The 13,403-nt window shown below is 72.8% G+C and carries 11 protein-coding genes; 3 read left to right on the top strand and 8 right to left on the bottom strand.

Annotated features, from left to right (window positions below):
* Window positions 1-4: 4 nt before the first annotated feature.
* The 6 genes from ACI2LY_RS05890 to ACI2LY_RS05915 form a co-directional block, all read right to left on the bottom strand.
* Entirely contained in the window at window positions 5-1,309 is a 1,305-nt protein-coding gene (locus ACI2LY_RS05890; protein WP_404706053.1) for a M20/M25/M40 family metallo-hydrolase, read from the bottom strand.
* Entirely contained in the window at window positions 1,302-2,135 is an 834-nt protein-coding gene (locus tag ACI2LY_RS05895) for a M55 family metallopeptidase (RefSeq protein ID WP_404706054.1), read from the bottom strand. The genes ACI2LY_RS05890 and ACI2LY_RS05895 overlap by 8 nt, the downstream gene beginning before the upstream one ends.
* A gap of 74 nt (window positions 2,136-2,209) precedes the next feature.
* Window positions 2,210-2,929, bottom strand: a complete 720-nt coding sequence (locus tag ACI2LY_RS05900; protein ID WP_404706055.1) for a class I SAM-dependent methyltransferase — start codon at window positions 2,927-2,929, stop codon at window positions 2,210-2,212.
* Between the two features lie 76 nt (window positions 2,930-3,005).
* Window positions 3,006-5,420, bottom strand: a complete 2,415-nt coding sequence (locus ACI2LY_RS05905; RefSeq protein ID WP_404706056.1) for a SpoIIE family protein phosphatase — start codon at window positions 5,418-5,420, stop codon at window positions 3,006-3,008.
* Between the two features lie 328 nt (window positions 5,421-5,748).
* Window positions 5,749-8,151 (bottom strand): MFS transporter, encoded by a 2,403-nt coding sequence (locus ACI2LY_RS05910; RefSeq protein WP_404706057.1) that lies wholly within the window; start codon window positions 8,149-8,151, stop codon window positions 5,749-5,751.
* A 152-nt stretch (window positions 8,152-8,303) separates the two neighbouring features.
* Window positions 8,304-8,747 carry an SRPBCC family protein gene (locus tag ACI2LY_RS05915; RefSeq protein WP_404706058.1) on the bottom strand — a complete coding sequence of 148 codons (444 nt, stop codon included), beginning with the start codon at window positions 8,745-8,747 and terminating at the stop codon, window positions 8,304-8,306.
* Between the two features lie 133 nt (window positions 8,748-8,880).
* Between ACI2LY_RS05915 and ACI2LY_RS05920 the strand changes: the two genes are divergently transcribed.
* The 3 genes from ACI2LY_RS05920 (at window position 8,881) to ACI2LY_RS05930 (ending at window position 12,223) form a co-directional block, all read left to right on the top strand.
* Window positions 8,881-9,927: an Rv2578c family radical SAM protein gene (locus ACI2LY_RS05920; RefSeq protein WP_404706059.1), complete on the top strand. Its 1,047-nt coding sequence runs from the start codon at window positions 8,881-8,883 to the stop codon at window positions 9,925-9,927.
* 141 nt (window positions 9,928-10,068) lie between these two features.
* Window positions 10,069-11,631, top strand: a complete 1,563-nt coding sequence (locus tag ACI2LY_RS05925) for an alpha/beta hydrolase (RefSeq protein ID WP_404706060.1) — start codon at window positions 10,069-10,071, stop codon at window positions 11,629-11,631.
* 82 nt (window positions 11,632-11,713) lie between these two features.
* Window positions 11,714-12,223 (top strand): GNAT family N-acetyltransferase, encoded by a 510-nt coding sequence (locus ACI2LY_RS05930; protein ID WP_404706061.1) that lies wholly within the window; start codon window positions 11,714-11,716, stop codon window positions 12,221-12,223.
* Here ACI2LY_RS05930 and ACI2LY_RS05935 read toward each other — a convergent pair.
* Both ACI2LY_RS05935 and ACI2LY_RS05940 read right to left on the bottom strand, forming a co-directional pair.
* Window positions 12,205-12,789, bottom strand: coding sequence for an adenylosuccinate lyase (locus tag ACI2LY_RS05935; RefSeq protein ID WP_404706062.1), 585 nt, complete (start codon window positions 12,787-12,789; stop codon window positions 12,205-12,207). The genes ACI2LY_RS05930 and ACI2LY_RS05935 overlap by 19 nt on opposite strands.
* Window positions 12,790-12,882: 93 nt before the next feature.
* Window positions 12,883-13,362 (bottom strand): CGNR zinc finger domain-containing protein, encoded by a 480-nt coding sequence (locus ACI2LY_RS05940; RefSeq protein WP_404706063.1) that lies wholly within the window; start codon window positions 13,360-13,362, stop codon window positions 12,883-12,885.
* Window positions 13,363-13,403: the final 41 nt, after the last annotated feature.

The raw sequence follows: 13,403 nt of genomic DNA on the forward strand, positions 1-13,403 counted from the left end.
CTGGTCAGGCCGTCCGCAGGAAGCGGTCGAGGACGCGGACGCCGAACTGGAGCGCCTCCACGGGCACGCGTTCGTCCACGCCGTGGAACAGCGCCTGGTAGTCGAAGCCTTCGGGCAACCGCAGCGGGGCGAACCCGTAGCCGGTGATGCCGAGCCGGGAGAACTGCTTGGCGTCGGTGCCGCCGGACATGCAGTACGGGACGACGTGCGCGCCGGGCGCGAACTCCTCCACGGCCGCGCGCATCTTGCCGAACAGGGGTGCGTCGACCGGGGCTTGGAGGGCGACCTCGCGGTGCACGTACTCCCAGTCGACGTCGGGTCCGGTGAGCCGGTCCAGGGTGGACTCGAACTCCTCCTCGCCGCCGGGCAGGAAGCGTCCGTCGATGTGCGCGTGGGCCTCGCCGGGGATGACGTTGACCTTGTAACCGGCGTCCAGCATCGTCGGGTTGGCGCTGTTGCGGACGGTCGCCTCGACCAGCCCCGCGGCCGGGCCGAGCTTGTCCAGCAGCAGTTCCATGTCGTCGAAGTCGGCCTCCAGGCCGTACAGCGCGGCGAGTTCGGTGAGCGCGGCCCGCACGGTCGGGGTGATGCGCAGCGGCCACCGGTGCTCGCCGATGCGGGTGACGGCGGCGGCCAGCCGGGTCACCGCGTTCTCCCGGTTCACCTTGGAGCCGTGCCCGGCGCGCCCCCCTGCGGTGAGCCGCAGCCAGCCGGTGCCCCGCTCCCCCGCCGCGACGGGGTAGATCTCGCGTCCGGTGCCGTCGTGGAAGGTGAAGGCGCCGGACTCCCCGATGGCCTCCGTACAGCCCTCGAACAGCTCGGGGTGCTGGTCGGCCAGGAAGCCGGAGCCGTCCTCGGCGCTGGCCTCCTCGTCGGCGGTGAACGCGATGACCAGGTCCCGGCGCGGCCGCACGCCCTGCCGGGCCCAGCCGCGCAGCACGGCCAGGATCATCGCGTCCATGTTCTTCATGTCGACGGCGCCGCGCCCCCAGACCACGCCGTCGCGGACCTCGCCGGAGAAGGGGTGCACGCTCCAGTCGGCGGCCTCGGCGGGCACCACGTCCAGATGCCCGTGCACCAGCAGCGCGTCGGCCGACGGGTCGGTGCCCGCGACCCGGGCGACGACGTTGCCGCGCCCCGGTGTCCGCTCCAGCAGCAGCGGTTCGAGCCCGGCACCGGCCAGGCGCTCGGCCGCGTACTCGGCGGCGGGCCGTTCCCGGCAGTCGCCGCCGCCCCGGTTGGTGGTGTCGATCCGGATCAGCTCGGAGGTGAACTCCACCACCTCGTCAAGCGCGCGCTGGTCAGCCATACTGCTCCTCCACGGCGGCCGAGGCGATCGTGGTGACCGCCTTGAACGTGCGAATTGCCTCGTACATCGTGTCGGTGGTGTACGCCACCTTCCGCTCCCCGATCCGCGCGACGCCCGGCACCACGGTGACGGCCATCGCCAGATGCTCGGCGTCGAACTCGACAGCGACGGTGAACGGCCCCTGCTCCGAAGGCTCCTGGCGCACCGCGAGCCGGGCCGCCTCCTTGGCCGCCGCCCGGATGTCGGCGGCGGTACGGGCCGGGGTACGGCAGACGGCCGCGTACCGCGAGACATGGTCCTTGACCGCGACCTTCAGCGCCTCGGGCGCGTAGCCGAGCGCGTCCTCGCAGGCCAGGTCGTCCCCGGTGACCAGCACCACGGGCACCCCGTACTCCGCGACGACCCGCGCGTTGAGCAGGCCCTCGCTGGCGCGTACGTCGTTCAGCCAGACCCCGGTGATCTGGTTGGCTAGGTAGGTGTGGGCGAGGACGCCCTCCATCCCGGCGCCCGCGTGGTAGCCGACGAACGCGATGCCGTCGACGTCGCCGTGCTGGACGCCCTCCACCATCGACAGCGCCTTGTGCCGCCCGGTCAGCATCTCGACCCGCTCGTCCAGCCGCTCCAGCAGCAGGTTCCGCATGGTCCAGTGCGCCTCGTTGACGAGCACCTGGTCGGCGCCACCGTCGAAGAAGCCCTGCGCGGCGGCGTTCACGTCGGACGTGAACATCCCCCGGCACCGCTCCCACTCCGCCGTCCCCGGCAGCACGTCGGCGGGCCAGGTGACCCCGGTGGCGCCTTCCATGTCGGCACTGATGAGGATCTTCATGCCGCGCAGGTTACGCGCCCGGCCCGGCGACGGCTACGACCAGCCCCTCGGCCGCCGCCCGGCCCGCGCCCCTCTCACTCCCGCGTCAGCACGAACCACCGGGCGGGCAGGTCGATGCGGGTGCCGTCCGGGAAGTGTTCGGTCTGGGGGAGGACCGTCTCGCCGGTGGCGAGGATCTTGAGGCCCGCTTCGGTCAGGAGGCGGGGGATCTCCTCGTCCGGGGCGTCCGCGGGCTTGAGGTCGTGGTGGAAGACGCGGCGGAGTTTCGGGGGTGGCCCCGCGGGGCCCGCGGCCGCCCGCTTGAGGACGTCACGGGACGCGGAGGTCAGTTCGACGACGAAGGCGCGGCCCGACTCCCCGAGGAGTTCGGCCACGGCGGCGGCGACGAGCGGCCGGGCCGCGGGTTCGCTCTGGTGGATGACGGCCCGCATGTAGACGTGGGAGTCGCCGAGCCGGTCGTGCAGGGCGCGTACGGCGTCGGTGTCGGTCAGGTCGAGCTGCTCGAACTCGGCGGTGGCGCCCGCCGTGGCGCGGCGGGCGTGGTCGATCGCGGCGTGCGAGAGGTCGACGCCGACCGCGCGGGCGAACCGGGTGGCGAGGTAGCGGGTCTGGGTGCCGTTACCGCAGCCGAGGTCCACGATGACGCGGCCGGGGTCGGCGTGCGGCAGGAGGAGGTCGCTGTGCGGCTCGGCGGTCAGCGAGGGGTCGGCGTCCCAGATCGCGTCCCCCCGCTCCTCCGAGGTCTCCCGCCAGTAACTCTCCCAGTTGGAGCGGTAGTTGTCGGAAACGTTCACTGCGATCTCCCCAGGTTCGGTGCCATGATCGGGATATCGCGCCTCCTGCCCCTCGGCAAGGGGTCCAAGGGCACCTTTACGGGATCAGCGCCTGCTCGAACCACACCGTCTTGTGGTGTCCGCTCGTCGTGGCGCCCCACTCCTTTGCCAGTCGGCTGACCACGCGCAGGCCCCGGCCCGCCTCGTCGTCCGGCCCGGCGGTGAGCATGTCGGGCAGCTCCGGCTCCGCGTCCGTGACCTCGAACAGCAGGTCCTCGGTGCGGACCACGCGGAGCCCGACGGGGCCGCCCCCGCCGTGCCGTACCGCGTTGGTGACGACCTCGCTGACCAGCAGCAGCGCGGTGTCCACCGCCTGCGGCAGGCCCCACTTCAGCAGCCGCTCGCGGACCAGGTGCCGGGCGCGGGAGACCTCGCGCGGGTCGGCGTCCAGCCGCCACTGGGCCACATGGTCGTCGGGGATGCCGTTGAGCCGGGCCATCAGCAGGGCCACGTCGTCCTTGCGGCCGCCACGCGTGTTGAGGGCGCGGATGATGGTGTCGCAGGCGGCGTCCATCGAGGCGGCCGGGTGCGCGGCGGACTCGCAGAGCGCGGCCAGCCCCTCCCCGATGTCGGAGCCGCGCACCTCGACCAGGCCGTCCGTGCACAGCACCAGCCGGTCGCCGGGCGCGACCCGGAGAGTGGTCGCCTCGAAGGGCACTCCGCCGACGCCGATGGGCGCGCCGGTGGGCAGTTCGAGCAGATCGCTGCCGCCGTCCGCCGCGCGCACCAGCACGGGCGGGATGTGCCCGGCGTTGGCGAGCTGCAGCTCGCCGCGGATCGGGTCGTAGACGGCGTAGAGACAGGTGGCGAGGTAGTTCTCGCCCAGCCTGCGGGCCAAGTCGTCGAGGTTGCGCAGCAGTTGGGCGGGCGGGGTCTCGAGTACGGCCATGGTCTGGACGGCGGTGCGCAACTGGCCCATCATCGCGGCCGAGTTGAGCCCGTGGCCCATCACGTCGCCGACGACCAGCGCGGTGCGTGAGCCGGGCAGTTTGACGGTGTCGAACCAGTCGCCGCCGATCCGGCCGAGCCGGGTGCCGGGCAGATAGCGGGTCGCCACGTCGCACCCGGCCATGCGCGGGGTGACCTGCGGCAGCATGCTGTCCTGGAGGGTCTCGGCGACGTTCTCCTGGTACGTGTACATGCGGGCGTTGTCGAGCACGAGCCCGGCGCGGGCGGCGAGTTCGGCGCCGGTGGTGCGGTCGATGTCGTCGAAGGGAAGCCGGTCGGCGCGGCGCAGCAGCACCATGAAGCCGAGGACCACGTTGCGTGCCTTGAGCGGGACGATCAGCAGCGAGCGGCCGTTGATCAGCGGCCGGAGGTCGCGCTTCTCGAACTCGCCGGAGATCCGGTTGCCCAGTTCGTCGCTGATCCTCGGGATGAGGACCGGTTCGCCGGTGACCATGCACTGGTAGAACGGCGTGTGCTCGGGGAAGGCGAACGCCTCGCCGACCGGCACGGTGTCGTCCCAGCGGCCGGGTTCGTCGTTGTGCTCGACCCAGACCCGGTGCATCAGGGTGCTGGCGTCGGGCGGCCCGTCGGGGAAGCCCTCGCCCGCGAGGACGGCGGAGCGCAGGTGGGTGCCCGCGAAGTCCGCGAACCGGGGTACGGCCGCGCTGGTGACCTCGCGGATCGTCTCCCCCAGGTCGAGGGAGGTACCGATGCCGGAGCTGACCTCGTTGAGGAACTCCAGCCGCTCCCGCACGGCCGCGTACTCCAGGTCGGCCAGGGCGTCGGCCGGGATCAGGGGCTCGGAGCGGGGGCGGGGGACAACGCTGTCAGAGCGGCCGGGACGCCGGGGCACTCCCCAGTACGGGGTGACGGGCACCCGCTCGTACTGGCTGAACTCCAGCACCGGATAGCCGAGTTCGAGGACCTGGGAGACGATGCGGGCGCTGAGTCCGGGGCCCATGTTGGGCAGGATCTCGGGGAGCCTGCGCTCCAGGTCGGCGGCGGTGGGCAGTTCGGTGTGCCGGGCGAAGCCGGGCGCGATGCGCTCGGTGCCCTCGTCGAGGTGACCCCTCTCCTCGCGCAACCGGGTGGCGTCGGCGGCGAGCACCAGCAGCCGGGAGGGGCCGGGCCCGACCAGCGGGTAGGCCCACCACACCACGTCGATCCGCTCGTCGTCCCCGCGGCCGGGCGGGGTGAGCCGGGCGCGGCCCGCGGTCGGGTAGCCGGTGTACCCGCCGAGGGAGCTCTCCAGGTCAGGGCCGTCGTCGTCGGGGGTGTCGTCCAGCAGGTCGTCGGGCAGGGCGCCGGTGACGGGCAGCAGATCCGCGACGGGCTGCCCGACGGCCGCGTCCCGGCCGGGGCCGAACATCCGCCCGGCGCCGCTGCTCCAGTGGGACACCAGGCCCGCGCGGTCGACGATCACCACGGCCAGCGGAACCCGGCCCGCCGCGGGGGTCCCCGCACCGCGGCCGGGAGACGCGTCCCGCTCGCTGCCACGGTCCATGGCCCAGGCCCTCTCTCCCCACGGCTGTACGCGAACGATCAATGCCGCCCGCCACTACGGTACGGGGGAGTCACGTCGCCATGTGTGGCAAACCGCGAATTCCGTCCCCCGAGATCCCCGTGGGCCGAGAGGGCCCCTAGGGCCTGTCTCCGGATCTTGCCGGGGTCGCGGGCCCTGGCACGCACACCTGCGGCGTTGTCGTCACTCGCCGACGCTCCGCGTCGACTCCCTCCTCCGCCTTGCAGCTGCACGCACCAGACCCCGCTCGGGTCAGCCAGGAAGGCGCCGTCGGCCCGAGCCGGCCAGATCCGGAAGACAGGCCCTACCCTCAGTCCTCGTGCCCCAGTTGCAGGTCACGCTCGGTGCGGCCGCCGCCCGCGACCTGGAGCACCGTGGCGACGGGCGGGTAGCCCGCAGCGATGACGGTGTACTCGCCGGAGGAGAGGTCGACGAAGCGGAAGGTGCCGTCGGCGCCCGTGGTGAGGGTGTCGACGACGTTCCCGGCCGCGTCGAGCAGGGTCACGCGGGCGTCCTCCACGGCCCGCCCTCCCCCGGCCCGGACGGTGCCCTTCAGCACGGCGCCGCCCGCGAGTTCGACGTCCTGCCGGGTCTCGCGGGACGCCTGGACGGTGACCGGGAGGGCGGCCGGGCGGAAGGCGGGGGCGCTCGCGGCGAGGGTGTACTCCCCCGCGACCAGCTCGCCGATGACGTATCCGCCCTCGCGCCCGCTGCGGGTGGCGGCGACCACCTCGCCGTGCACGTTGGTGAGGGTGACGGTGGCGTCGCGCACCGGGCTGCCGTCGGCGGTGAGCACCGCGCCCGCGAGGCGTCCGGCGCCGCCGAGGACCACGTCGAGTTCGACGGGGCGTTCCCCGACGGTGACGGAGACGGCCTGCGGCTGGTGGCCGCCCGCCGCCGCGATCAGCACGTAGGAGCCGGAGCCTGGGGTGGCCAGCGCGTAGCGGCCGTCGTCGCCGCTGGCGCCCCGGCCGATCTGCACTCCGCCGACGTCGATGAGGGTGAGCGCGGCGCGGGGCACCACGGTGCCGTCCGGGTGCTGGACGGTGCCGCAGACGGCGATCCCGGCGGTGTGCGGCGCGCGGGCCTGGGGCGGTACGGGGATGCCCGGCACGGTGTCCGGTTCGGTGGTGGGGGCGTGCTGGGACACCAGGGGTTTCTCCTTGAGGAAGAAGGCGATGATCAGGCCGAGGACGAGCACCGGCACCAGGTACAGGAAGATCCGGGGCATGGCGTCGGCGTAGGCGTGGATGTAGGCGTCGCGCAGCGCCGGGGGCAGTGCGTGCACCAGTTGCGGGGTGATCGCCTCGGGGTCGGGCAGCGCGGCCGAGGCGTCCGGCGGGAGGTCCTCGCGCAGGGCGTCGGTGAGCCGGTCGGCGAAGAGGGTGCCGAAGATGGCGGCGCCGACGCTGCCGCCGATCTGCCGGAAGTAGTTGTTGGCGCTGGTGGCGGTGCCGAGGTCGGCGGGGCGCACGGAGTTCTGCACGGCGAGCACCAGGACGGGCATGACCAGGCCGATGCCGGTGCCGAGGACGGCCATCCAGACGCTGTAGGCGAGCCGGGAGGTGTCGACCTCCAGCCGGGACAGCAGCCACATGCCGAGCGCGGCGAGCGCGGCGCCGAGCAGCGGGTAGACCTTGTAGCGGCCGGTGCGGCTGATGAGCTGGCCGCCGACGATGGAGGCGATGACGATGCCCGCCATCATCGGCAGCATCAGCAGCCCGGACTCGGTGGCGCTGGCCCCGTCGACCATCTGGAGGAAGGTCGGCAGATAGCTGGCCGCGCCGAACAGCGCGACCCCGATGACCAGGCCGACCAGGCCGGTGATGTTGAAGACCGAGTCCCGGAACAGCCGCAGCGGGATGAGGGGTTCGGCGGCGAACCGCTCGGCGACGACGAAGAGGATCACGGCGGCGACCGCCCCCGCGCCGAGCCCGATGATCTCGCGCGAGTCCCAGGCGTACTCGGTGCCGCCCCAACTGGTCAGCAGCACCAGGCACGTCGAGGCGGCGGCGAGCAGCAGCGCGCCGGGTACGTCGAGCCGGGCGCGCTTGTTCGGCCGGGGCAGCTTCAGCACGGCGGCGACCACGGCGAGGGTGACCAGGCCGAAGGGGACGTTGATGTAGAAGCACCAGCGCCAGGAGAGGTGGTCGGTGAAGTAGCCGCCGAGCAGCGGCCCGGCGACCGAGGCGAGGCCGAAGGCGGCGCCGATCAGGCCCATGTAGCGGCCGCGCTGCCGGGGCGGCACGATGTCCGCGATGATCGCCTGCACGCCGATCATCAGGCCGCCCGCGCCGATGCCCTGGACCGCGCGGAAGGCGATCATCTGGTCCATGCTCTGGGCGCGCCCGGCGAGGGCGGAGCCGATGACGAAGACCAGGATGGCGAACTGGAAGACGCCCTTGCGGCCGAAGAGGTCGCCGAGCTTGCCGTAGAGCGGCAGGCCGATGGTGGAGGTCAGCAGATAGGCGGTGATCGCCCAGGACATCTTGTCCAGGCCGTGCAGCTCGCCGACGATCTTCGGCAGCGCGGTGGCGACGATCATCTGGTCCAGCGCGGCCAGCAGCAGCGCGAGCATCAGCCCGATGAAGACCAACCGCACCTGGCGCGCGCCGAGTTCGGGTCCGGGGGCGGGTGGTGGGTCCAGGTGTTCGACCGGAACCGGCACCGCCTCGGTGTCCGGCTCCTCCCACACCAGCGTCGTTCCGCCCACGTACCGCTCCCCTCGCTCACACCTGTCGCACATCCCGCGTTACGCGACAACTGCGAACACATACGGCGAGTTACGGCATGAATCCGGTCTCGGCGGCAATCACTCGAACCGGTGAGGGGAGCAACGTCCCCCGCACCGGCCGGTGTTTGGGGTCAGCTCTCGACTTCGGCGGCGAGCTTGTCGAGCACCGAGTCGTAGATGCGGCCGAGGCCCTTGGGGGCGAAGGTGCGCTCGAAGAAGCCGCCGATGCCGCCGGCGCCCTTCCAGGTGGTGGTGACCACGACGCGGGAGCGGCCCTCACCGGCCGGGGTGACGCGCCAGGTGGTGACCATGGTGGAGTTGCGGTCCTTCTCGACCAGCTCGCCGTCGGTGGGCTCGCCGACCTCCATCAGGCAGTCGCGTACGCGCTTGCTGGTGGCCTGGAGCTTCCAGTGGACGAGGGTGCCCGCGCCGTGGCCGCCCTCGCGCACCTCGTACTCGCTGAAGTGCTCGGGGAGCAGCTTCGGGCGGGTGGTCCGGTAGTCACCGAGCGCGTCGAACACCCTGTCGGCGTTCGCCGCGATGACTCGTTCCGTAGTGGCCTCGACCTGCGCCATCGCTCTCCTCCACGACCTGTTTTCCAGCGTTTCGGATCAGCCAACCACCCCGGCACCCCGGCTCCAAATCGGGGTCCGCCCGATCATGGGAACAGATGTTCTATTCTGGGGAACGAGCTACCGAGGAGGCGTCATGCGCTGGGAGAACCTGACCGACGAGTCCGGTGGTCACGGCCGGACCCCCGACGGCGCGCTGTTCGGCGCGGACGCCGTCACCACACGTACGTTCGACACACCGGAGTTCCGGGGCATCACCTTTCACGAGGTGCGAGCCCGCTCGATCCTGAACCGGGTGCCGGGCGCGTCCCGGATGCCGTTCGAATGGACGGTGAACCCGTACCGGGGCTGCTCGCACGCCTGTGTGTACTGCTTCGCCCGCAAGACGCACAGCTATCTCGACCTGGACACCGGGCTCGACTTCGACTCGCAGATCGTGGTCAAGGTCAACGCGCCCGAGGTGCTGCGCCGCCAGCTGGCCTCGCCGCGCTGGGGCGGGGAGCACGTGGCGATGGGCACCAACGTGGACTGCTACCAGCGCGCGGAGGGCCGGTACCAGCTGATGCCGGGCATCATCGACGCCCTCACCGAGCGGGCCAACCCCTTCTCCATCCTCACCAAGGGCACCCTGATCCTGCGCGACCTGGACCGGCTGGTGCGCGCGGCCGAGGTCACCGACGTCGGCATCTCGGTGTCCGTGGGCTTCACCGACCCCGAGCTGTGGCGGACGGTGGAGCCGGGCACCCCGGCGCCCGAGCGGCGGCTCGACGTGGTGCGCACGCTCGGCGAGCACGGCATCGGCTGCGCGGTGCTGATGGCCCCGGTGATCCCCTTCCTCAGCGACCGGCCCGGCCAACTGCGCGACACCGTGCGCGCCATCGCGGAGTCCGGGGCCACCTCGGTGACCCCGCTGGTGCTGCACTTGCGGCCCGGCGCGCGGGAGTGGTTCATGAGCTGGCTCGCCCAGCACCATCCACACCTGGTGGCCCGCTACGAGCGCATGTACGCGGGCGGCTCCTACGCCCCCACCTGGTACCAGCGCCGGGTCACCCGCCAGGTGCACGAGCTGGCGCGGGAGTACGGCATCGGGCCGACCCGCGCGAGCGCCACCCGGCGCATCCGCCCGGACCGGCCGCGGGAACGGCAGGCGGAGCCCGAGCCGACGCAGCTCACCCTCATGTGAGGGCGTTCGAGGGCATCGGGCGACCCGTTCGGGTCAACCACGGGGCGGACGGGCTCCGGGAGCGGGGATCGCAGGGACGATGCCGCGAGGGCCGTGACCCACGCGGTCCGCGCCATCCTCCGTCCCGTGGAGTTGCCACGCATGAGAACACGCGCAGCCGTACTGGGCGCGACGGCCGTCCTGCTGGCCGCCTCGGCCACCGCCCTGCCCGTCCAGGCCGCCCCCGCCCCCACCTCGCCGGGCCTGACCTGGAAGGACTGCGGCACGGATGACCACCCCACCCTCCAGTGCGCCTCCCTGAAGGTCCCGCTGGACCACGCGCGGCCCGCCGGGCGGCAGATCTCGCTCGCCCTGTCCCGCGTCCCGCACACCGCGAAGACCTCCGAGGGCCCGCTGCTGGTCAACCCCGGCGGTCCCGGCGGCAGCGGGCTGAGCCTCGCCGGTTTCGTAGCCTCCACACTGCCCGAGAAGGTGGCCGCGCGGTACGACGTCATCGGGTTCGACCCGCGCGGCGTCGGCAGGAGCACCCCGGCGCTGAACTGCGCCCCGGACCACTTCGCGCCGGTACGCCCGGACACCGTCCCGGCCACACCCGAGCTGGAGCGGCGGAACCTGGACCGGGTGCGGTCCTTCGCCGCCGCCTGCGGCAAGGCCCACGCGGACGTCCTGCCGTACATCGACACCGTCTCCGCCGCCCGTGACCTGGACTCGGTCCGCGCGGCCCTGGGCGCCGAGCGCCTCAGCTACCTCGGCTACTCCTACGGCACCTACCTCGGCGCGGTCTACGCCAAGCTCTTCCCGGCCCGGGTGCACCGCCTGGTGCTGGACTCGATCGTGAACCCGACCGGCGTCTGGTACGAGGACAACCTCACCCAGGACCACGCCTTCGACGCCCGCCACAAGGCCCTGATGGCGTGGATCGCCGGGCACGACGAGGCGTACGGCCTGGGCACCAACCCCGCGCGGATCGAGGCCGACTGGTACACGATGCGGGCCGCGCTGGCGAATGACCCGGCGGACGGCAAGGTGGGCGCCGCCGAGCTGGAGGACACCTACATGCCGGGCGGCTACTACGACGGCTACTGGCCCTACCTCGCCGAGGCCCTCGCCTCCTGGGTGCACGACAGGGACACCGGGCCGCTGGAGCAGGCGTACGAGAAGTTCGCCGCCGTCGACGCGGCCGGGGCCAACAACTACAGCGTCTACACGGCCGTGCAGTGCCGGGACGCGGCCTGGCCACGCGACTGGCGCCGCTGGTCACGGGACACCTGGGCCGCCCACCGCAAGTCACCCTTCATGACCTGGAACAACGCCTGGTACAACGCGCCCTGCGCGTTCTGGCCCACGCCTCCCCGGCAGCCGGTCAACATCGCCAACGGCCAACTCCCCCCGGCCCTGCTCTTCCAGGCCACGGACGACGCGGCCACCCCCTACTCCGGCGGCCTGATGACCCACCGCCTGCTGGCCCACTCCAGCCTCGTGGTCGAACAGGGCGGCGGCAACCACGGCCTCACCCTCACCGGCAACTCCTGCCTGGACGACCACCTCACCGCCTACCTCACCGACGGCACCGTCCCCCGCGGCCACGGCGAGGTCGACGCGATCTGCGACAAGTCCCCCGCCCCGAAGCCCCTGGACGCGAAGACGACACCCGCCACGTCGAAGGGCTCAACCCTCCACGGACTGCTCGGCTTCCGCCGCTGACGGCCCCGCCGGTGCCCGCTCGTCCGGCGGGCACCGGAAAATCCAGGGGCGCCGACCCATGCTCCTCCCTAGGCTCCCCGCCATGGACACTCTCCGCATCCGCCCGATGGCCCTCTCCGACTGCGACCGGGTGGCCGAGATCCGGGTGACGGGCTGGCGGCACGCCTACCGGGGGCTGGTGCCACAGGCCGAGCTGGACGAGCTGAGCGTCGAGGCGGACGCCGAACGCCGCCGGGCCCACTTCGCCCGCCCGGACGACCCCACCACCCACCTGGTCGCCGAACGCGCGGGACGGGTCGTCGGCTGGGCCGCGACAGGGCCGTACCGGGACGGCGAAACCCGTACCGGGGACGCCGAGTTGTACGCGCTCTACGCCGACCCCGCCCACATCGGGACCGGTGTCGGATGGGCGCTGCTCGCCGAGGCGCTCGCCCGCACCGCCGCTCGGCCGCGCATGCTGCTCTGGGTCCTGCGCGACAACACCCGCGCCCGCCGCTTCTACGAGCGGGCGGGCTTCCGGCCGGACGGCGCCGAGGACGGTACGTCGGCCCCTGAGGTGCGGTACGTGAGGTCTCAACTCCGTTGCTGTTGACGTGGGATGCGGCCCAGGGCCGTCGTCGCCGCGTCCGCCAGGAGCGGGTGGGCCAGGGCTTCCGTCAGGACGCGTTTGGCTCTGGGGTCGGCCAGGGTGCCGAGGCCGTCGACGCACGCGAGGGCGACGCGGCGGTAGGGGTCGTGGGGGCGCAGGCGGCGTTCGAGGGTGGTGATGAGGGCCGGGACGGACTCGGGGGCGCGCAGGCGGACGAGGAGGCGTACCGGCTGCAGGGCGTAGGCGACGCGGAGTTCGTTGGTGGCGAGGGCGGCGGCCGCGCGGGCGGTGCGCGGGTCGCCGAGGGCGGCCAGCGCGTCGGCGGCCGCGGCGCAGCGGGGTGGGTCACGGTGGTTGAGGAGCAGCACCAGGGACTCGAACGCCCGCCGGTCCCCGGCGACTCCGAGCCGGTACGCGGCCAACTCCCTGGCCCACAGCGGCTGTCCGGGCGCGGTGAGCACGTCGGCCAGTTCGTCGTGATCCCCGGTACCCACTAGCCTCTCGTACGCGGAACCGCCCCGCGACTCCTGCCGTAAGCGTTCGGTGAGCACTCGCAACTCTTCGTCCACGCACCCAGCGTAGGCGCGTGGTGACACCTGCGGGAGGTCCATCGCAGAGGTGCATCACAAAGACAGGGCCGGCCGTCGCCCCAGAGGCCCGCGTCAGTGGGTGCGTTCGTAGTGGCGTCGGGCCTTCTCGCGGTTGCCGCAGACGGCCATCGAACACCAGCGGGCGCGGTTGGCGCGGCTGCGGTCGAGCAGGAACAACCGGCACGCGGAGTTGGCGCACGGCCGCAGTCGGCCAGGCATGCGCTCCTCAATGTCGGCCCACGCGAGGATCACTTCGACAGCCAGCCGGGCGTGCGGCGGAGTCCTGAGCGTCCACCGAAGGCCCTCCGCGGCGACCTCCGGAATCCGCTGGACCCCGTCGAGCAGCGGCTCCAGCGCCTCGGGCGGGCGCGCTCCGGTCACGATGTCCCGCAGGACGTCCCGCGCCTCGCGCAGCGACGCCAGTTCCGCGAGGCTGCCGTCGCCGCCGTGCTCCCGTGCCCAGCGCCGCCCGTCGGCCGGGTCGGCGAGGGCGTCCGCTTCTCGCCCGTCGACCAGCGGCCTGCTGTTGAGCAGGTCCAGCAGCGTATCCACAGCACCTCCCTCTCTAACCACATCGGAGCACTTGACAGGTT

The organism is Streptomyces sp. NPDC002176, assembly GCF_044903645.1.
Classification (GTDB): Bacteria; Actinomycetota; Actinomycetes; order Streptomycetales; family Streptomycetaceae; genus Streptomyces.